This window comes from Aeromonas sp. 602396 (genome assembly GCF_049173735.1).
GTDB classification, from domain to species: Bacteria; Pseudomonadota; Gammaproteobacteria; order Enterobacterales; family Aeromonadaceae; genus Aeromonas; species Aeromonas veronii_A.
In genome coordinates this window covers 529059-549565 of sequence record NZ_JAAKSD010000001.1, presented here as the reverse complement: position 1 = coordinate 549565, position 20507 = coordinate 529059, and the positions used below count along the sequence as shown (strand labels likewise).

Sequence of the window (20507 nt, the reverse complement as noted above, 5' to 3'; positions counted from 1 at the left end):
GAATCGGGATCGCCGGACGAGCAGTAAAAGGACAAGCCACCAAAGGTCAAGTCATGAGCCAGCAATGTCAGTGTCACAATAATCAGACCCCACAGGGGCAAGGGGCATGCAGCAGCAAACAGGACGACTTCGTTCTGAGCCAGGCTGAACGCGATGCCATCGAACACGAGAAACACCACTACGAAGATCCCCGCGCCGCCAGCATTGAAGCGCTCAAGATCGTGCAGCAGGCCAGAGGCTGGGTTCCCGACGGCGCCATTCATGCCATCGCGGCCGAGCTCGGCATTCCCGCCAGCGACGTGGAGGGGGTCGCCACCTTCTATAGCCAGATCTTCCGCCAGCCGGTAGGGCGCCACATCATCCGCGTCTGCGACAGCATGGTCTGCTACATCAATGGCCATGAAGAGCTGATGGCCGGTCTCAAGGAGGTGATGAACCTCGGCCCCGGTCAAACCACCCCGGATGGCCGCTTCACCCTGCTGCCGGTCTGCTGCCTTGGCAACTGCGACAAGGGGCCAGCCATCATGATCGATGACGACACCTATGGCGGCCTCGATCCGGTGACCTTGCTGAAAACGCTGGAGGCTTACCCATGAGCCTGCCGCAGAACAAGATCCTCGCCTCTCTTGGCACCGCCAACCGCACGGCCCGCACCGCCGAGACCCACCCGCTCACCTGGCGGCTGCGTGACGACGGCCAGCCGGTGTGGCTGGAGGAGTATCAGGCCAAACAGGGGTATGACGCCGCCCGCAAGGCGCTCGGCCAGATGAGCCCGGACGAGATCGTCAGCACCGTCAAGGATGCCGGCCTCAAGGGGCGTGGCGGCGCGGGCTTCCCCACTGGTGTGAAGTGGGGGCTGATGCCCAAAGACGAGAGCATGAGCATCCGTTACCTGCTCTGCAATGCCGACGAGATGGAGCCCAACACCTGGAAAGATCGCCTGCTGATGGAGCAACTGCCCCATCTGCTGATCGAGGGGATGATCATCAGTGCTCGGGCGCTCAAGGCCTATCGCGGCTATATCTTCCTGCGCGGCGAATACGTTGATGCCGCCATCCACCTGCGCCGCGCGGTGGAAGAGGCCAAGGCCGCCGGTCTGCTGGGCAAGAACATTCTGGGCTCCGGTTTTGACTTCGAGCTGTTCGTCCACACCGGCGCCGGCCGCTACATCTGTGGTGAAGAGACGGCGTTGATCAATTCGCTGGAAGGGCGCCGCGCCAACCCGCGTGCCAAACCCCCCTTCCCCGCCGTTTCCGGCGTCTGGGGCAAACCCACCTGTGTCAACAACGTCGAAACCCTCTGCAACGTCCCCGCCATTATCGGCAACGGAGTCGCCTGGTATCACGGGCTGGCGCTGCCGGGCTCGGAAGATCATGGCACCAAGCTGATGGGCTTCTCCGGCAAGGTGAACAACCCTGGGGTCTGGGAGCTGCCGTTTGGCATCACCGCCCGCGAGCTGTTTGAAAATTACGCCGGCGGCATGAGGAGCGGCTATCGCCTGAAAGCGTGGCAACCGGGCGGCGCGGGCACCGGCTTCCTGCTGCCGGAGCACCTCGATGCCCAGATGTATACCGCCGGTATCGGCAAGGTCGGCACCCGGATGGGGACTGGCCTCGCCATGGCGGTGGATGACTCCATCAGCATGGTGAGTCTGCTGCGCAACATGGAGGAGTTCTTCGCCCGCGAGTCGTGTGGCTGGTGCACGCCCTGTCGCGATGGCCTGCCCTGGAGCGTCAAGCTGCTGCGGGCACTGGAACGTGGCGAAGGGCAATCCGGCGATCTGGCGACCCTGGAGCAACTCTGCAGTTTCCTTGGCCCGGGCAAGACCTTCTGCGCCCACGCACCGGGCGCCGTCGAGCCGCTGGCCAGCGCCATCAAATATTTCCGCTCCGAATTCGAGGCCGGGATCAAAGGCAGCGGTGATAACCGCAAGCCGGTCAAAGGGATCCAGCCCAATCTGCTGGGCGAGCGCTGGTAACGACACCACAGATTTCACAAAACAGGTTTCAGGGAAGTTGTATGGCAACCATTTATGTAGACGGCAAAGAGTACGAGGTAGACGGAGCAGATAACCTGCTGCAAGCCTGTCTGTCGCTGGGTCTGGACGTCCCCTATTTCTGCTGGCATCCGGCGCTGGGTAGCGTTGGCGCCTGCCGCCAGTGTGCGGTCAAACAGTATCAGAATGCCGATGACAAACGCGGTCGTCTGGTCATGTCCTGCATGACCCCGGCCACCGATGGCAGCTACATCGCCATCGAGGATGAAGAGGCTAAAGAATTTCGCAAGAGCGTGGTGGAGTGGCTGATGACCAACCACCCCCACGACTGCCCGGTGTGTGAAGAGGGCGGCGCCTGCCACCTGCAGGATATGACGGTGATGACTGGCCACAACAGCCGTCGCTACCGTTTCACCAAACGCACCCACCAGAATCAGGAGCTGGGCCCCTTCATCGGTCACGAGATGAACCGCTGCATCGCCTGCTACCGCTGCGTCCGTTACTACAAGGATTATGCCGGTGGCGAGGATCTCGGGGTCTATGGTGCCCACGACAACGTCTATTTCGGGCGGGTCGAGGATGGCACCCTGGAGAGTGAATTTTCCGGCAACCTGGTGGAGGTCTGCCCCACCGGCGTCTTCACCGACAAGACCCACTCCGAACGTTACAACCGCAAGTGGGACATGCAATTTGCCCCCAGCATCTGCCAGCAATGCTCCGTGGGCTGCAACATCAGTCCGGGCGAGCGTTATGGCGAGCTGCGCCGCATCGAAAACCGCTTCCACGGCAGCGTCAACCACTACTTCCTCTGTGACCGTGGCCGCTTTGGCTATGGCTACGTCAATCTGGCGGACCGCCCGCGCCAACCGCTGCTCAAAGATGGCAACGACCAGCTGACCATCACGGTCGATGGCGCCCTCAACCGCGCCGCCGATGCCCTGCGCACGGCCCGTGGCCTCATCGGCATCGGCTCGCCCCGCGCCTCGCTGGAGAGCAACTTTGCCCTGCGCGAGCTGGTGGGGGCAGACAACTTCTACGCTGGCGTCGAGCAGGCCGAGTGGGCCTGTCAGCTGAAGATGCTGCAGATCCTGCAACAGGGCGGCGTGCCAACCCCGAGCCTGCGGGACATGGAAGAGGCCGACGCCATTCTGCTGCTCGGTGAAGATGTCACCATGAGCGCCGCCCGTATCGCGTTGGCGCTGCGCCAAGCCGTCAAGGGCAAGGCTCGCGAGCTGGCCCGCAAGATGAAGGTGGATCTGTGGCAAGTCGCCGCCGTTCAGACCCTGGGTCAGAACGAGCGCTACCCGCTGCTCATCACCAGCCTCGACACCACCCGTCTGGACGATGTGGCGGCCGACAAGCTGCACGCCCCCTATGCCGATCAGGCGCGCATTGGCTTTGCCATCGCCAACCTGCTCGACCCAGTAGCACCGGCCGTGGCCGACCTCTGCCCCGAGCTGCAGGCACAAGCGACTCGCTGGGCCGAGCTGCTCGGCAACGCCAAGAAGCCGCTCATCATTGCAGGCTCCAGTGCCCGCGATGTGGCGCTGCTTGAGGCGGCCAGCAACATTGCCCGCGCCCTGAAAGGCCGAGGACTGGAAGCCAGCATCGCGCTGGTTGGCCAGGAGGCCAACTCGCTGGGTCTGGCCATGCTGGGCGCTCAAACCTTGTCAGACAAGCCGCTCGAAGCCGCCCTTGCGCGTATCGAGGCCGAAGAGGGGTTGGCGCTGGTCACCCTGGAGAACGATCTCTACCGCCGCGCGCCGCGCAACCGGGTGGATGCTGCGCTGGCACGGCTGCAATACCTGCTGGTCATCGACCATCAGGCGACCCCGACCGCCAACAAGGCTGATCTGGTGCTGCCAGCGGCCAGTTTTGCCGAAGCCGATGGCACCTTGGTCAATATGGAAGGACGCGCCCAGCGCTTCTTCCAGGTCTATGCGCCCGCCTTCTACAACGCCGATATTCAGGTGCGTGAAGGGTGGCGCTGGCTGGCAGCGCTGCAAGGGGCGATAGAACGCAAGCCGCTGCGCTGGCAGAACTTCGATCAGGTCAACCATGACTGTGCCACCAGCAATCCGCTGCTCGCTACCATGCTGGAAGTGGCGCCCAATGCAGGCTTGCGGATCCGTGGCATGCGACTGGCCCGTGAGCCACATCGTTACAGCGGTCGCACCTCCATGCTGGCGGACCAGAACGTCAGCGAGCCGCGGGTAGCGCAAGATCCCGACTCCCCCTTCAACTTCTCCATGGAAGGGTATGCCGGAGCCCGTCAGCCGCTGCCGCAAGTACCGTTCGCCTGGGCACCGGGCTGGAACTCTCCCTCCGCCTGGAACAAGTTCCAGGATGAAGTGGGTGGCAAACTGCGTGCTGGCGATCCGGGTCGCCGTCTGCTGGAAGCAACAGACCCGCAGGCAGAAGGCAAGGAGCTGCTCGGCTGGTTCACCACCATCCCCGCCCCCTTCAAGGCCGCAGAGGCGCTGCAAGTGGTCAATTATGCCCAGCTGTTTGGCGGCGAGGAGCTCTCCGCTCGCAGCCCGGTCATTCAGGCCCGGATGAACGAACCCGAGCTGGTACTCAATCCCCTTGATGCGCAGCGTCTGGCCCTCCACGGGGGCAGTCAGGTCTCCTTCTCCTGGGGCGGTAGCCACTGGCAACTGCGTCTGCGGCTTAGCGAGCAGCTGAGCGCCGGTCTGGCGGGGCTCCCCCTTGGGGTGAACGGCCTGCCGACGGCCCTGCAACAAGCCTCAATCACTAACCTGCAGGAGGTGATCGCATGAGCGAGTCGCTGATCGATCTGTTGCTGGAGGTGGGCAAGGCACTGATCGTGCTGGTGGGGATCGTGGGGGCTGGCGCCTTTATGAGCTTTATCGAGCGCCGTCTGCTGGCCCTGTGGCAGGATCGCTACGGCCCCAACCGGGTGGGGCCGTTTGGTCTGCTCCAGCTGGCCGCCGACATGATCAAGATGTTCTTCAAGGAGGACTGGATCCCGCCGTTCGCTGATCGGCGGATCTTTATCCTGGCCCCCATCATCGCATTCACCGCCTTTATTCTGGCGTTTGCGGTGGTGCCCATCACCCCCACCTGGGGCGTGGCGGATCTCAATGTGGGGCTGCTCTACATCCTGGCCATCGCAGGGCTGGCTGTCTATGCGGTGCTGTTCGCCGGCTGGTCGAGCAACAATAAATACTCATTGCTTGGCAGCTTGCGCGCCTCGGCTCAGACCCTCTCCTACGAGGTGTTTCTCGGGCTATCCCTGATGGGGATTGTGATCCAGACCGGCAGTTTCAACCTGCGGGATATCGTCGAGGCACAGGCAGACTTGTGGAACGTGGTGCCCCAGATCCTGGGCTTTGTCACCTTCCTGTTTGCCGGTGTCGCCGTCACCCACCGTCACCCGTTCGATCAGCCAGAAGCCGAGCAGGAGCTCGCCGACGGCTATCACATCGAGTATGCGGGGATGAAGTGGGGTCTCTTCTTCGTGGGAGAATATATCGGCATCGTGCTGATCTCCTCGCTCATCGTGACCCTCTTCTTCGGTGGCTGGCACGGCCCCTGGCTGCCCCCCTTCATCTGGTTTGCCCTGAAGACCGCCTGTTTCATGGTGTTCTTCATCCTGCTGCGGGCCTCCCTGCCTCGCCCGCGCTTTGACCAGGTGATGTCGTTTGGCTGGAAAGTCTGCTTGCCGCTGACCCTGATCAATATGCTGGTCACCGCGGCAGTTGTACTGATAAGTACGCAGTGAGGCACTCAATATGAAAATTGTTAGCATTATTCAGGGTGTCGGCACCCAGTTACGCAGTCTGGCCATGGTCTTCTCCCATGCCTGGCGGCCCCGTGAAACCCTCAACTATCCGGAGCAGGCAGTCTATGCGGCCCCCCGCTACCGCGGTCGCATCGTGCTGACCCGCGACCCCGACGGGGACGAGCGTTGCGTAGCCTGCAACCTCTGCGCAGTTGCCTGCCCGGTCGGCTGCATCTCGCTGCAAAAATCCGAGCGGGATGATGGCCGCTGGTATCCGGAGTTCTTTCGCATCAACTTCTCTCGCTGCATCTTCTGCGGCCTGTGTGAAGAGGCTTGCCCCACCACCGCCATCCAGCTGACACCGGATTTCGAGATGGGTGAGTATCGCCGCCAGGATCTGGTGTACGAGAAGGAAGATCTGCTGATCAGCGGGCCCGGCAAATACCCGGACTACAACTTCTATCGCATGAGCGGGATGGCCATCGACGGCAAGCCGAAAGGGGATGCCGAAAACGAAGCCAAGCCCATCGATGTCAAGAGCCTGCTGCCCTGAGGAGTCAATCATGGAACTGGCATTTTATGCCTCGGCCCTGGTGGCCATTTACAGCACGCTGCGGGTGATCAGCACCAGCAATCCCATGCATGCGCTGCTCAATCTCATCATCTCCCTCATCGCCGTGGCCATGATCTTCTTCTGCCTGGGTGCCGCCTTTGCGGGCGCCCTGCAGGTGATCGTCTACGCCGGCGCCATCATGGTGCTGTTCGTGTTCGTGGTGATGATGCTGAACCTGGGGAGTGCCCAGGCGCAGGAGAAAAAGTGGCTCACCCCCATGACCTGGGGGGGCCCAGCCCTGCTCTCGCTGATCCTGCTGGGCTTTCTGGCCCACGGCATTCTCGGGGTGACCGGCGGCCTGATCGGAGTGACCGAGGTGACCGCCAAGCAGGTGGGTGTCGAGCTCTTTGGCCCCTATGTGCTGGCGGTGGAGCTTGCCTCCATCCTGCTGCTGGCTGGTCTGGTAACCGCCTATCACCTGGGTCGGGAAGAGAAGAGCGGTGAAGTGCTCTCCGTCCCCCGCACAGCATCCCGCTCTGCACAAGAAGGAGGTCAGCAATGAATGGAATCCCTATGGAGCACGGCCTCCTGCTGGCCGCGGTGCTCTTCTGCATCGGCTTGTGCGGTCTGCTGATCCGCCGCAACCTGCTCTACATCCTGATGAGTATCGAGATCATGATGAATGCCTCGGCACTGGCGTTTGTGGTGGCGGGTAGCCGCTGGGCCCAGGCTGATGGCCAGATCATGTATATCCTGGTGATTTCTCTGGCGGCAGCGGAGGCCAGTATCGGCCTCGCCCTGTTACTGCTGCTCTATCGTCGTTACCACACCCTGAACGTGGACACTGTGAGCGAGATGCGCGGATGAGCCTCTTATATCTGACTTTTCTATTTCCGCTGCTGGGATGGCTGGTGTTGGCCTTCTCCCTCGGCAGGTTTGGTGAGCGTACCTCGGCGCTGATCGGGGTAGGCTCCATTGGCCTGTCGGCCCTCACTACCCTGTGGGTGGGCATCGACTTTCTGGGCAACCCGCCCGAGGGGGGCGTCTATGTCCAGCGCCTGTGGCAATGGATGGCGGTGGGCAACTTTACCCCAAGCTTCTCGCTGGCACTGGATGGCCTGTCGCTGACCATGCTGGGGGTGGTGACCGGGGTCGGTTTCTTTATCCACCTGTTCGCCTCCTGGTATATGCGCGGGGAAGAGGGTTACTCCCGCTTCTTCACCTACACCAATCTCTTTATCGCCAGCATGCTGTTTCTGGTGCTGGCCGATGACCTGCTGTTTGTCTACCTCGGCTGGGAAGGGGTAGGGCTGTGCAGCTATCTGCTGATCGGCTTCTACTACAAGGATCGCAAGAACGGAGCGGCGGCCCTCAAGGCATTTGTCGTGACCCGGGTGGGTGATGTCTTCCTCGCCATCGGTCTGTTTATCCTCTATCGGGAACTGGGCACCCTCAATATCCACGAGCTGCTGGTTCGTGCCCCGACCCTGTTTGCCGAGGGCTCCCCTGCCCTGTCGCTGGCCTGCCTGATGCTCCTGGGCGGCGCGGTCGGCAAATCGGCCCAGCTGCCGCTGCAAACCTGGCTGGCGGATGCGATGGCAGGCCCGACCCCTGTCTCCGCGCTGATCCACGCCGCCACCATGGTGACCGCCGGTGTCTACCTGATTGCCCGTACCCACGGCCTGTTCTTGCTGGCGCCAGAGATCCTCCATCTGGTCGGGCTGGTTGGCGCCATCACCCTGGTGCTGGCAGGCTTTGCCGCGCTGGTTCAGACCGATATCAAGCGGATCCTCGCCTACTCCACCATGAGCCAGATTGGCTACATGTTTCTGGCACTGGGTGTCGGCGCATGGGAAGGGGCCATCTTCCACCTGATGACCCACGCCTTCTTCAAGGCGCTGCTGTTCCTCTCCGCCGGTGCCGTGATCGTTGCCTGCCACCATGAGCAGAACATCTTCAAGATGGGTGGCCTGCGCAAGAGTTTGCCGCTGGTCTACGCCTGCTTCCTGGTGGGGGGCTCGGCGCTGGCGGCGTTGCCGCTGGTCACTTCCGGTTTCTACAGTAAGGACGCCATCCTGTGGCAAGTAGAAGCCTCTGGCCAAAGCGCGCTGCTGTGGGCAGGTCTGGTAGGGGCATTCCTCACCTCGCTCTATACCTTCCGGCTGATATTTATCGCCTTCCATGGCAAAGAGCAGACCAAAGCCCATGCGGGCCACGGTCTGGCTCACCATCTGCCGCTGCTGGTGCTGCTGGTGCTCTCTACCGGCATTGGGGCTCTTATCACCCCACCACTGGCAGGTGTACTACCTGCAGGCCCGGGGGACCATATCGAAGAGGGTCGCCATGCACTGGAGATCACCTCCGGCATCATCGCCATCGCAGGCATTGTGCTGGCCGCATTTCTGTTCCTTGGTGAGCGCCGGCTGGCCACATCCATTGCCAACAGTGCGCCGGGTCGTCTGCTCAGCACCCTCTGGTTCAACGCCTGGGGCTTTGACTGGCTCTATGACCAGCTGTGGGTCAAACCCTATCTGCTGGCGACCCGTCTGGTCGGGCAGGATCCGCTGGACTGGATGATGGGCCTGCCCGCCTGGTTTGCCCTGCGTGGCAACCAGCTGCTGGCCTGGACCGTGACCGGCAAGTTGCGCTGGTATGCCGCCTCCATGGGGATCGGCGCCGTGCTGGTGCTGGCGCTGTTGCTGCTGGGGTAACGCGATGAACAACCGGACAATCATACAGCCGGGCTGTTTGCTCTCCCTGATGGAACAGGGAGCGCAATCTCATATGAACTTGAACGAGAGCTGATACCGTGACCTTACTCTGGATCTTGCTAATTCCTTTTATCGGCGGCTTGCTCTGCTGGCAGATGGAGCGTCTCGGCGGGCAGTTTGTCCGCTGGGTAGCCCTGCTCTCCATGAGCGCCAGCCTGCTGCTCTCCTGTGCCATCTGGCTAAGTGGTGATTTCTCCCTTGCCACGACCGGCCTCGACAGCGCGGGCGTCTCCGGTGCTGCCTCCGCCTGGGCCGCCGAGTGGCGCCTGCCGTGGATCCCCCGCTTCGGCATCTCTTTGCATCTGGCTGTGGATGGCCTGTCGCTCTTGATGGTGATCCTCACCTGCTTTATCGGGGTACTGGCCATTCTCTGTTCGTGGAAAGAGATCGTGCAGCGCATCGGCTTCTTCCACCTCAACCTGCTCTGGATCCTGGGCGGCGTGCTCGGGGTCTTTATGGCGCTGGACCTGTTCCTCTTCTTCTTTTTCTGGGAGATGATGCTGGTTCCCATGTACTTCCTGATTGCGCTCTGGGGCCACTCGGTCACTGACGGCAAATCACGGATCAACGCCGCAACCAAGTTCTTCATCTACACCCAGGTGAGCGGCCTTATCATGCTGGTGGCCATCATCGGGCTGGTGCTGACCCACCAGCATGCCACCGGAGTCTTCACCTTCAACTATCTGGAGTTGCTCAATACACCGATGAGCAAGGGCGTTCAGTGGCTGCTGATGCTGGGCTTCTTTATCGCCTTCGCGGTCAAGATGCCGCTGGTACCGCTGCACGGCTGGCTGCCGGATGCCCACAGTCAGGCGCCGACCGCAGGTTCGGTGGATCTCGCCGGTATTTTGCTGAAAACCGCGGCCTATGGTCTGCTGCGCTTTGCCTTGCCGCTCTTCCCCGAAGCGTCCGCCGAATTTGCTCCCTACGCCATGGTGCTTGGCCTGATCGGGATCGTCTACGGTGCCATCGTGGCCTTTGCCCAGACCGACATCAAACGGCTGGTAGCCTACACCAGCATCTCCCACATGGGCTTTGTGATGATCGCCATCTACTCGGGTAGCGAACTGGCCCTGCAGGGCGCCGTGGTGCAGATGATCGCCCACGGTCTCTCCGCTGCCGGCCTCTTTATCCTCTGCGGTCAGCTCTACGAGCGGTTGCACACCCGGGATCTGCGCCAGATGGGCGGCCTGTGGGGACGCCTGCGCTATCTGCCCGGCGTGATGCTCTTCTTCTCGGTGGCGTCGCTTGGCATGCCGGGCACCGGTAACTTTGTCGGCGAGTTCCTGATCCTGGTCGGCAGCTTCCAGGTTGCCCCTGTTATCACGGCAGTCGCCACCTTTGGTCTGGTACTGGCCTCGGTCTACTCCCTCATCATGTTGCAGCGCGCCTGCTTTGGCCCCGCCAAGGATGAGAGCATGCTCAAGGGACTGGATCGCCGCGAGCTGACCATGATGATGGTGATCGCGGGACTGCTGGTTTTGCTTGGCCTCTATCCCCAACCCGTGATTGATACCGCCAGCAGCAGCCTTATCAACGTGCTGCACTGGTATCTGCTGCCGACTGCTGGAGCCCTGCAATGACTTTCTCCGCTTCCCAACTGCTGGCACTGCTTCCCCTGCTGTTGACCACCGGGGCCATGGCGGCCCTGATGCTGGCCATCGCGTGGCGCCGCTGTGTCACCACCGCCTTTACCGTGACCATTGTTGGCCTCAATCTGGCACTGTTCTCGCTGCCCATCGTGATGGCTCAGGGGGATCAGGGGGTCACCCCGCTGCTGCAAGTGGACAGTTACGCCGTCTTCTATATGGGACTGGTGCTCATCGGCGCCCTGGCCACCTGCACCTTCGGTCAATCGTGGCTGAAAGCCTACCCGGACAACCGGGAAGAGTTCTTCCTGCTGCTGCTGATCGCCACCGCTGGTGGTCTGGTGCTGGCCTGCTCCCGTCACCTCGCCTCTCTCTTTATCGGGATCGAGATGCTGACCCTGCCGATGTTCGGTCTGGTGGGTTACGCCTACCGCGAGCGCCACTCGCTGGAAGCAGCGGTGAAATACATGGTGCTCTCTGCCGCAGCTACCGCCTTCCTGCTGTTTGGCATGGCGCTGCTCTATGCGCAGGCAGGCAGCCTGAGCTTTGCAGCCCTGGGGCAGACCCTGGCCGAGAGCCCGGCTCACCATCCGCTGCTGATGGGCGGTTTGGGGCTGATGCTGGTCGGCTTTGCCTTTAAACTCTCCCTGGCCCCCTTCCACCTCTGGACCCCGGATGTCTACGAAGGTGCTCCGGCACCGGTCGCCACCTTCCTCGCCACCGTCAGCAAGGTGGCGGTCTTTGCGGTGCTGCTGCGCTTCTATCTGGCGGTACCGGCGGCGAGCGATCCCATGATCCACTGGCTGCTGGCAGCCATGGCGGTCATCTCCATCCTGGTCGGCAACCTGCTGGCCCTGGTGCAGACCAACGTCAAACGGATGCTGGGTTACTCCTCCATCTCCCACTTCGGTTACCTGCTGGCGGTGATCGTGGCGAGCCGATTCGGCCAGATGCCGGTGGAAGCAGCCGGGGTCTACCTGCTGATGTATCTGTTCACCAGCCTGGGTGCCTTTGGGGTGGTGAGCATGATGTCGAGCCCCTATCGCGGCAAGGATGCCGACTCCCTGCACAGCTATCGCGGTCTGTTCTGGAAGCGCCCCTATCTGACTGCCGTACTGACGGTGATGATGTTGTCACTCGCGGGCATCCCGATGACCCTCGGCTTTATCGGCAAGTTCTACCTCATCGGCGTCACCGTCGAGGCGCAGCTCTGGTGGCTCTCCGGTGCCATCGTGCTCGGCAGCGCACTGGGTCTCTACTACTACCTCAAGGTGATGGTGACCCTCTATCTGCGCGAACCGGGTATGCAGCAGCGGGATGCCAGCGCCGACTGGGCACTCTCCTCCGGTGGTGTGGTAGTGCTGCTCTCTGCAGCGCTGGTGGTGTTGCTGGGGCTCTATCCCCAGCCGGTCATCAGTCTGGTACAAGGGTTCCAGCAGGTGGTGTTGCAGTAACCCGGCTCATTTCCCTTCAAAACCGGCCCATGTGGCCGGTTTCTTTTTTATGTGGATTGCCTGCTGGCAGAGACCCTTTTGTGTTGGCATCTCACACCCCGTGCAGCCGTTGGTCTCGTCCGGTATTCATCCAACCCCCTTGCTGATATATTGATGACTGGCAGGAATGGAGTTCCGAGCGATGATGCAGCCTACTTTTCATCAATTTGATGCGCATCCACTGGCCGATGCATTGCTTCCCTATGAGGGGCAACGACTCGATGTGTTGCTAGCCGAGCGGGATGCCGCACGCGTTGCCGATCTGCAGCAGCAGTGTCAGCGCCTCAACATTCAACTCTGCGGCGCCATCTTTCCACGCCTTGTCAGTCGGCACGGTTTCCACGAAAGGGGGGCTTGGCTGTTGCCCCGACCAGCATCCCACAATCCTCTGCTGCTCTCGCTCTCCCCTACAGCCAGTGCCGATACACTGGCCGATATCATCTGCGAGCAGTTGGCGTCCCGACTGGCAGAATGGCCGGACACCGAGAAGGTTCCCACCCTCTTTCTCACCTTTGACGCCATGCTCCCCAATATTGCAACCCTGCTCGAGGGGATCTATCTAAGGCTGGCGGACAGGGTCAACTATGCGGGTGTCAATGCAGGTAGCGGCCAGTTCACAGCCATGCCCTGCCTGTTTGACACCCAGAGATTGCTGGGGCATGGGGTCAGCTGTGCACTGCTCTCACCCCACAGTCCCCCCTTGCTGGAGCACGGCTATCAACTCACTGCCCAGCCCATGCTCGCCACCAGCAGTGAAGGCAACAAGATCTCCTTTATCGACTGGGAGCCGGCTTTTAGCCGCTATCAATCCCTGATCCGGCAGCAGTTCCAGCAAAACCTCACACCAGAGCAGTTCTATCGGTACGGTGTACATTTGCCCTTGGGGTTGCTGCGAGCCAATGGCGATGTGATCGTGCGGATCCCGGTCGCCGTTACCGACGAAGGTGCCCTGCTCTGCGTCGGAGAGGTGCCTGACCACAGTATTCTCACACTGCTGAAAGCCCCGGAAAGCCCCACAGAGCACGCTGTCGAACTGGCCGAAAAGCTCGGCCGGCACGGTACACCCGAGCGCCTCGAGATCTATTACTGCGCCGGCCGTCAGCAGCACTTCGGCGAACAGAGCACCCTGGAGCTGGAGACCCTCTTTAGCCACAGCGGAGCCCACGAGCTGGTCGGGGCCCTCTCTCTTGGCGAGATAGGAAGTGTAAGGCCGGGGGATTACCCGCTCTTTCACAACGGTGCCATCCTCTGTCTCAGCGAGGGTTAGCAATGAATAACGATCACGCCATGGCCATTGTCTGCGATCTCGCCCTCTGCATCGGTCGGGAGGTCACACTCGATGCCCTGCTCACCAAAGTGTTGCAGCGCTTTATGTTTCACTGTGCCACACCGGTTGGTGTGGTATTGCAGCAGCAACGGGAAGGATATGAGCTGCTCAAGGTCATTGGTGATGATCAGCTATCCCGGCACAGTGGCTCGCTGCTCTCCTTGCCTGCCTGGATTGTTGAAGGTGACCAATGTGCGCTGCAAACGACCTTGCCTCTCCCCGGTGGCCGACCGTACCACTTTGCCTATCGGCTCAGGGTTGACGGGGGATATCTCATCTTGCTGCTGGCCCCCCAACCCCAGCAGCACACAGTGCCGGTCTGCCATCTGTTCAGCCCGGTGCTCGGTAATCTGGCGCGCGCCATCCAGTTGTGCAAGGACAGCGAACAGCTCGCCAGGCGCCAGCAGGCCGAGCTGGTCGACATGCAGCGCCTCAACGAATCCCTGCTCAAGGCCATTCCCATCCCGGTGTTCTACAAGGATGTCGAAGGGCGCTTTCTCAGCTGCAACCCGGCCTTTACCCAGGTCACCGGGATCAGCAAGGCCGAGCTGCAGGGGAAGCGGGTGGACGAAATCCTGCCCCCGGAGATGGCGGATGAATATACCCAAAGGGACATGGAGGTGCTGCGCAGCAGGCAGCCGCAATATTTTGAACACACGCTGTTTGATCGCAGCGGCCACCGTTACCAGGTGCTCAACTTCAAGGATCTCTTCTATGACCATCAGGGCGAGGTGGCCGGAATCATAGGGGCACTGGTCGACATAACCCATATCAAGGAGAGCGAGCAGCGCCAGCGCACCCTGCTGTTTCAGACCATCGCGGCCCTCTCCTCCGCGATTGCCCACAAAGATCCGGTCACGGCAGGACACGAACGGCGCGTGCATGATCTCGCACTGGCTATAGGTCAACAGCTGCAACTGCCGCAAGAGCAGTTGGATGGATTGGGTCTTGCGGCCATGGTGCATAACATCGGCCTGCTGCAGATCCCGGCGGAGATCCTCACACGCCCGCGGGAACTGAGGCCGGTTGAGTTCGAACTGATCAAACAGCATCCGGACACTGGCCACGAGATCCTGCAACAGATTGACTTCCCCTGGCCCATCACCACCATAGTGATGCAGCACCATGAAAATCTCGATGGTAGCGGCTACCCACAAGGGCTACAGGGGGATGCGATCTCGCTGGAGGCGAGGATTATACGGGTCGCCGACTCCCTGGCCGCCATGACGGCCCACCGTCCGTTCCGGCGTGCCCTCTCTCTCACCGATGCGTTCGCCGAGCTGACGCGCTATGCCGGTGTGCATTACGACGAACAGGTGGTCGATGCCTGTTTCGCCGTCTGGCAAGCGGGCTACCGCTTTACTACCACCTGACTCTGGTTGCACCAAGATGATGTTAAAAGATCTACCGCCATCCATTCAGCCACCGGGCGTCAGCTCTCACCCCACCGCAGCCCTGCTCCATCAGGTGATGGAACAGCTGCCCTATCGCGTCCTGTTGAAAGATACCCGTTCACACTTCATCGCCTGCAACCGACTGCTGGCCGACGATCTGGCCCTCACCCCGGCCGAACTGGTTGGCAAGTGCGATGCCGATTTTTTCCCGGCCGAGCTGGCCCAACGCTACCGGGATGACGATCTCCAGGTCATGGCCAGCGGCACAACCCGGCATCACGAAGAACCCTATCTGAAAGGGGGTGAAGACCGCTGGCTCAGTACCACCAAGTTTCCCCTGTACGATGAGCTGGGCAAGGTGATCGGTGTCGCTGTCTTTTTCGAAGATATCACCGACCAGAAACAGCAGCAGGAGCGTCTCCAGCAATATACCTGGACGCTGGAAGCAATAACCCGCGCCCACCATGCCATGCTCAAGCAGGGGGATGAACAGACACTACTGCAGGAGATCTGTGATGCCATCACTTTCGATGGCCGTTTTCCCCTGGTGACCGTACTGCAGACCGCTGATCAGAACAGAGTACAGATCCTGGCGCAGGCAGGTCAGGCCGTCTGGTTTGCCAGCGATAACTGGCTCACCCGGGACGCAGCCCTGATCAGTGCAATCAGTTCAGGCGAGATGCGCAACGAAGCACTTGGCACCGAACTGGTCCACCACTCCGCCACCTTGAGGGGACGGCTGCTGCTGCCATTGCAGTGGCAAGCCACTGTGCCAGGCGGACTGCTTATTCACAGCACGCAGGCCAGAGCCTTTACCGATGAGGAGGTGCATCTCTTCAACGGACTGGCCGACTACCTGACCTATGGCCTGCAGGCACGTCGAACCCAGCAGGCCTATCTTGCCGCCCAGCGTGAAAAAGCCATGCATGCCCGCCAACTGGAGCTGGCCCTAGAGGATGCGCTGGGAGCCATCGCTGCCGTGCTGGAACAACGCGATCCCTACACCGCCGGACACCAGAAGCATGTCGCTACCCTGGCGCTGGCCATCGGCCGAGAACTGGGGTTGGGTGATAAACCGCTACGCGGTCTCTATCTGGGCGCCATGGTGCACGATATCGGCAAAATCCAGGTCCCTGTCGAGATCCTCACCAAACCGGGCAAACTGACCCCCCAGGAGTTCAATCTGGTCAAGGAGCATCCGACAGCGGGTTATCTGGTGCTCAAGGATATCGCCCTGCCCTGGCCCATAGCCCGGATGATCCACCAGCACCACGAGTATCTCGACGGTTCCGGCTATCCATCAGGGTTAAAAGGCGAGCAGATCCTGCTGGAAGCGCGCATTCTCACGGTCGCCGATATAGTGGAGTCCATGTCATCGGATCGTCCCTACCGTGCTGCCCTGGGGATTGCGCAGGCCCGAACCCATATCATGGCCATGCGGGGAGTCCAGCTGGATGAAGCCGTGGTCGATGCCTGTCTGCGTATTCTGGATCGGGGAGAGTTTACCCCTCATGAACTTGGCCACGGCCAAACCTGATCGACAGAGCCCATATTGAAAAACCGGCCAAATTTGGCCGGTTTCTGTTTTTATGCGCTGGCGCAGTCGCGATTAACCCAGACGAACCCGGGCGTTGCGGAACATCCGCATCCAGGCGCCGTCCTCGCCCCAGTTGTCGGGGTGCCAGGAGTTGGCCACGGTGCGGAACACCCGCTCCGGGTGCGGCATCATGATGGTGGCGCGTCCATCGGTGGTGGTCACGGCGGTGATACCATCCGGCGAGCCATTCGGGTTGGCCGGGTACTGCTCGGTCACGCTACCACGGTTGTCGACAAAACGCAGCCCTACCAGACCGCTCTGCTGCAGTGCGCTCAGGTGAGCGGCATCGCGCACCTCGACACGCCCTTCCCCGTGGGAAACGGCAATCGGCATCACCGAGCCTGCCATGCCGGCGAAGAAGGCGGACGGGGACTCCTGCACTTCCACCAGGCTGAAGCGCGCCTCGAAGCGCTCGGAGCGGTTGCGCACAAAGCGCGGCCAGAGATCGGCACCCGGGATGAGATCCCGCAGGTTGGACATCATCTGGCAACCGTTGCACACGCCCAGCGACAAGGTATCGCCGCGTTCGAAGAAGCGCTGGAACTGCTCGCGGGCGTTGTCGTTGAACAGGATGGACTTGGCCCAGCCTTCGCCCGCCCCCAGCACGTCACCGTAGGAGAAGCCGCCACAGGCCACCAGGGTCTGGAACTCCTCCAGCTTGATGCGACCGGAAAGAATGTCGCTCATATGGACATCGACCGCCGCGAAACCGGCACGATCGAACGCCGCCGCCATCTCCACATGGGAGTTGACACCCTGCTCGCGCAGCACGGCCAGACGGGGGGAGACCCCACGGGCAATGTAAGGTGCGGCCACATCTTCGGCCGGGTTGAAGCTGAGCTTGGCCTGCAAGCCCGGATCGGTGGCGTCCTGACGGGCCGCGTGCTCACTGTCGGCGCACGCCGGGTTGTCGCGCAGGCGCTGCATCTGCCAGCTGGTCTCGCCCCAAATGGTGCGAAGGGCAGTGCGGCTGGCGCGATAGACCTCCTGACCGCCCCGCTGCAGGGTGATGAGATCCCCTTCGCGCACGGTACCGAGCACATGGGAGCAGGCCGCCAGACCGTGGCCGGCCAGCAGGGTCATCACCGCCTCTTTGTCTTCACGACGCACCTGAATGACGGCGCCCAGCTCTTCGTTGAACAGTGCAGGCAGCAGCTCGCCGCCGATGCGATCGAGCTGGATGTCGAGGCCACAGTGTCCGGCAAACGCCATCTCGGTCAAGGTGACGAACAGGCCACCGTCAGAGCGGTCGTGGTAGGCGATCAGTTTGCGATCAGCCACCAGTGCCTGAATGGCGTTGAAGAAGCCTTTGAGCTGGACCGGATTGTCGAGATCCGGCGCCTTGTCACCCAGCTGGCGATAGACCTGCGCCAGTGCCGAGGCGCCGAGGCGCTGCTTGCCATTGCCAAGGTCGACGAGGATAAGGTCGGTTTCACCGAGATCGGTACGCAGCTGTGGCGTGACGGTGTTGCGCACATCCTCGACCCGGGCAAAGGCGGAGATGAGCAGGGAGAGCGGCGAGGTGACGCTGTGCTCCTTGCCATCCTGCTGCCAGCGGGTCTTCATGGACATGGAGTCCTTGCCCACCGGAATGGTGATGCCAAGGGCCGGACAGAGCTCCTCACCTACCGCTTTGACCGCCTCATAGAGACCGGCATCTTCCCCCGGGTGACCGGCAGCGGCCATCCAGTTGGCGGAGAGCTTGACCCGCTTCAGCGACCCGATATGAGCCGGCGCTAGGTTGGTGAGCGCTTCCGCCACCGCCATGCGAGCGGAGGCGGCGTGGGAGAGCAGCGCCACCGGAGTGCGCTCGCCCATGGACATGGCTTCGCCGTGATAGCTGTCATAGGTGGCAGCGGTGACGGCGCAATCGGCCACCGGGATCTGCCAGGGGCCAACCATCTGGTCGCGATTGACCAAGCCAGTCACGCTGCGATCGCCGATGGTGATAAGGAAGGACTTCTCCGCCACGGTCGGCAGACGCAGAACCCGCTCGGCCGCGTCACTCAAAGTGATGCCATCGAGCTGGAGCGCTTTACCCTGTGCAGGCAGGGTCACCACGTCGCGGTGCATCTTGGGCGCCTTGCCGAGCAGCACGTCCAGCGGCAGATCGATGGGCTGGTTGTCAAAGTGGCTATCAGAGAGGGTCAGATGCTTCTCTTCTGTCGCGGTGCCGATCACGGCATAGGGGGCGCGCTCGCGCTCGCACAGCACCTTGAACAGCGGCAGCTTGTCCTGCGCTACCGCCAGCACGTAACGCTCCTGGGATTCGTTGCACCAGATCTCTAGCGGGCTCATGCCCGGCTCGTCGCTCTGGATGGCGCGCAAATCGAAACGACCACCGCGCTCACCGTCGTTGACCAGCTCCGGCATGGCGTTGGAGAGACCACCCGCCCCCACATCGTGGATAAAGACGATAGGGTTGTCGTCACCCAGCTGCCAGCAGCGATCGATCACCTCCTGGCAACGGCGCTCCATCTCTGGGTTATCACGCTGCACCGAGGCAAAGTCGAGATCTTCGGCCGACTGGCCGGAGGCCATGGAGGATGCGGCACCACCGCCCAGACCGATGTTCATCGCCGGGCCGCCCAGCACGATCAGCGCCGCGCCGACCGGGATCTCCCCTTTCTGGACATGTTCGGTGCGGATGTTGCCGATGCCGCCTGCCAGCATGATGGGCTTGTGGTAGCCACGCACCTCGACGCCGTTGTGGCTCGGCACCTCCTCTTCGAAGGTACGGAAGTAGCCGAGAATGGCCGGACGGCCGAACTCGTTGTTAAACGCGGCGCCGCCGAGCGGCCCCTCCTGCATGATGTCGAAGGCGCTGACGATGCGGCTCGGCTTGCCGAAATCCTGCTCCCAGGGCTGCTCGAAGCCGGGAATGCGCAGGTTGGAGACGGAGAAACCGACCAGACCCGCCTTGGGCTTGGCACCGCGACCGGTTGCACCCTCGTCGCGGATCTCGCCGCCGGAGCCGGTAGCTGCGCCCGGGAACGGGGAGATGGCGGTCGGGTGGTTGTGGGTCTCCACCTTCATCAGGATGTCAACCTGTTCCTGGTGATACTGGTATTCGCCGTTGGCCGGGCTCGGGAAGAAGCGGCCACCCTGGCTCCCTTCCATCACGGCGGCGTTGTCTTTATAGGCAGAGAGGACATGATCCGGCGTCTGCTCGAAGGTGTTCTTGATCATTTTGAATAGCGACTTGGGCTGCTGCTCGCCATCGATGGTCCAGTCGGCATTGAAGATCTTGTGACGGCAGTGCTCGGAGTTCGCCTGGGCGAACATGTAGAGCTCGATGTCGTTGGGGTTGCGACCCAACTTGGTGAAGTTCTCCACCAGATAGTCGATTTCGTCGTCGGCCAGCGCCAGACCGAGCGCCACGTTGGCTTCGGCCAGGGCTGCGCGACCACCGCCCAGCACATCCACCTGGGTGAAGGGGCGCGGCTCGTGGTGAGCAAACAGGGCGGCAGCTTCGCTCATCTCGGCAAACACCACTTCCATCATCCGATCATGGAGCACAGCGGCAATGGCGCTACGCTGGGCGGCACTCAGCTCACCCTGCCCCTTGATGGTCAGGTAATAGGCAATACCACGCTCCAGCCGCTTGACCTGTTTCAGGCCGCAGTTGTGGGCGATGTCGGTTGCTTTGGAAGACCAGGGGGAAATAGTGCCGGGGCGGGGGGTAACAAGAAACAGCTGACCGCTGGGGGTGTGTTCGGGGATGGTCGGGCCGTAGCGCAAGAGCTGGCCCAAGGTCGCTCGCTCGGGGGGAGAGAGGGGGCTTGTCAGCTCGGCAAAGTGCACATACTCGGCATAGACATCCTCTATCTCTACTCCGCTCACTACTCCACTCTCGTTTCTCATCTGTGCGAAGCGTTGCAGCAGTTTTTGGACACGAAAATCAGACAGTGCTGGGGCACCACGCAAGATATCCATATGACCTTTCTCACCAAGTTTTAAAGTGGGGGGGAATTGAGACGCGCGTATTATAGGGATCTGGCTCACAGCGGACAAACGTTTTTCTCACTTCGAGCAGTGTGAC

14 protein-coding genes are annotated in these 20507 nt (G+C 61.7%); 13 read left to right on the top strand and 1 reads right to left on the bottom strand.

What is annotated here, in order from left to right; translation table 11 throughout:
* The first annotated feature begins 53 nt into the window (after positions 1–53).
* From nuoE to G5229_RS02385, 13 genes are all read left to right on the top strand, one after another.
* On the top strand, positions 54–596 hold the full coding sequence (gene nuoE, locus G5229_RS02445; RefSeq protein ID WP_005344912.1) for an NADH-quinone oxidoreductase subunit NuoE: 543 nt from the start codon (positions 54–56) through the stop codon (positions 594–596).
* Positions 593–1978, top strand: a complete 1386-nt coding sequence (nuoF, locus tag G5229_RS02440; protein ID WP_323912111.1) for an NADH-quinone oxidoreductase subunit NuoF — start codon at positions 593–595, stop codon at positions 1976–1978. Before nuoE ends, nuoF begins: the two co-directional genes overlap by 4 nt.
* A gap of 41 nt (positions 1979–2019) precedes the next feature.
* On the top strand, positions 2020–4776 hold the full coding sequence (gene nuoG / locus G5229_RS02435; protein ID WP_421208294.1) for an NADH-quinone oxidoreductase subunit NuoG: 2757 nt from the start codon (positions 2020–2022) through the stop codon (positions 4774–4776).
* A complete protein-coding gene (gene nuoH, locus G5229_RS02430) occupies positions 4773–5741 on the top strand; it encodes an NADH-quinone oxidoreductase subunit NuoH (RefSeq protein ID WP_005337244.1) in 969 nt (322 codons plus the stop codon). Before nuoG ends, nuoH begins: the two co-directional genes overlap by 4 nt.
* Before the next feature lie 10 nt (positions 5742–5751).
* On the top strand, positions 5752–6294 hold the full coding sequence (nuoI, locus tag G5229_RS02425) for an NADH-quinone oxidoreductase subunit NuoI (RefSeq protein ID WP_005351100.1): 543 nt from the start codon (positions 5752–5754) through the stop codon (positions 6292–6294).
* Positions 6295–6304: 10 nt separating this feature from the next.
* Positions 6305–6856, top strand: a complete 552-nt coding sequence (gene nuoJ / locus G5229_RS02420) for an NADH-quinone oxidoreductase subunit J (protein ID WP_005359828.1) — start codon at positions 6305–6307, stop codon at positions 6854–6856.
* Positions 6853–7161, top strand: coding sequence for an NADH-quinone oxidoreductase subunit NuoK (nuoK, locus tag G5229_RS02415; RefSeq protein WP_005337247.1), 309 nt, complete (start codon positions 6853–6855; stop codon positions 7159–7161). Before nuoJ ends, nuoK begins: the two co-directional genes overlap by 4 nt.
* Complete coding sequence (nuoL, locus tag G5229_RS02410) at positions 7158–9005, top strand: NADH-quinone oxidoreductase subunit L (protein ID WP_216953927.1); 1848 nt, start codon at positions 7158–7160, stop codon at positions 9003–9005. The genes nuoK and nuoL overlap by 4 nt, the downstream gene beginning before the upstream one ends.
* 98 nt (positions 9006–9103) lie before the next feature.
* The gene (gene nuoM, locus G5229_RS02405; RefSeq protein ID WP_005337249.1) at positions 9104–10648 is read left to right on the top strand and encodes an NADH-quinone oxidoreductase subunit M; all 1545 of its coding nucleotides are present in this window, start codon (positions 9104–9106) and stop codon (positions 10646–10648) included.
* Complete coding sequence (nuoN, locus tag G5229_RS02400) at positions 10645–12108, top strand: NADH-quinone oxidoreductase subunit NuoN (RefSeq protein WP_227340747.1); 1464 nt, start codon at positions 10645–10647, stop codon at positions 12106–12108. Before nuoM ends, nuoN begins: the two co-directional genes overlap by 4 nt.
* Positions 12109–12289: 181 nt before the next feature.
* Complete coding sequence (locus G5229_RS02395; protein ID WP_216953930.1) at positions 12290–13414, top strand: FIST signal transduction protein; 1125 nt, start codon at positions 12290–12292, stop codon at positions 13412–13414.
* Positions 13415–13416: 2 nt separating this feature from the next.
* Complete coding sequence (locus tag G5229_RS02390; RefSeq protein WP_216953931.1) at positions 13417–14847, top strand: HD domain-containing phosphohydrolase; 1431 nt, start codon at positions 13417–13419, stop codon at positions 14845–14847.
* 16 nt (positions 14848–14863) lie between these two features.
* The gene (locus G5229_RS02385) at positions 14864–16405 is read left to right on the top strand and encodes an HD domain-containing phosphohydrolase (RefSeq protein ID WP_254203392.1); all 1542 of its coding nucleotides are present in this window, start codon (positions 14864–14866) and stop codon (positions 16403–16405) included.
* Between the two features lie 72 nt (positions 16406–16477).
* Here G5229_RS02385 and purL read toward each other — a convergent pair whose 3' ends face one another.
* A complete protein-coding gene (gene purL, locus G5229_RS02380; protein WP_421208292.1) occupies positions 16478–20401 on the bottom strand; it encodes a phosphoribosylformylglycinamidine synthase in 3924 nt (1307 codons plus the stop codon).
* Positions 20402–20507 lie beyond the last annotated feature (106 nt).

Bases quoted from the DNA above. Each gene is read 5' to 3' on its own strand.
- nuoL (WP_216953927.1), top strand. From the start codon at position 7,158: ATGAGCCTCTTATATCTGACTTTTCTATTTCCGCTGCTGGGATGGCTG.
- nuoI (WP_005351100.1), top strand. From the start codon at position 5,752: ATGAAAATTGTTAGCATTATTCAGGGTGTCGGCACCCAGTTACGCAGT.
- nuoG (WP_421208294.1), top strand. From the start codon at position 2,020: ATGGCAACCATTTATGTAGACGGCAAAGAGTACGAGGTAGACGGAGCA.
- purL (WP_421208292.1), bottom strand. From the start codon at position 20,401: ATGGATATCTTGCGTGGTGCCCCAGCACTGTCTGATTTTCGTGTCCAA.
- G5229_RS02385 (WP_254203392.1), top strand. From the start codon at position 14,864: ATGATGTTAAAAGATCTACCGCCATCCATTCAGCCACCGGGCGTCAGC.
- G5229_RS02390 (WP_216953931.1), top strand. From the start codon at position 13,417: ATGAATAACGATCACGCCATGGCCATTGTCTGCGATCTCGCCCTCTGC.
- nuoK (WP_005337247.1), top strand. From the start codon at position 6,853: ATGAATGGAATCCCTATGGAGCACGGCCTCCTGCTGGCCGCGGTGCTC.
- nuoE (WP_005344912.1), top strand. From the start codon at position 54: ATGAGCCAGCAATGTCAGTGTCACAATAATCAGACCCCACAGGGGCAA.
- nuoJ (WP_005359828.1), top strand. From the start codon at position 6,305: ATGGAACTGGCATTTTATGCCTCGGCCCTGGTGGCCATTTACAGCACG.
- nuoF (WP_323912111.1), top strand. From the start codon at position 593: ATGAGCCTGCCGCAGAACAAGATCCTCGCCTCTCTTGGCACCGCCAAC.
- nuoN (WP_227340747.1), top strand. From the start codon at position 10,645: ATGACTTTCTCCGCTTCCCAACTGCTGGCACTGCTTCCCCTGCTGTTG.
- G5229_RS02395 (WP_216953930.1), top strand. From the start codon at position 12,290: ATGATGCAGCCTACTTTTCATCAATTTGATGCGCATCCACTGGCCGAT.
- nuoH (WP_005337244.1), top strand. From the start codon at position 4,773: ATGAGCGAGTCGCTGATCGATCTGTTGCTGGAGGTGGGCAAGGCACTG.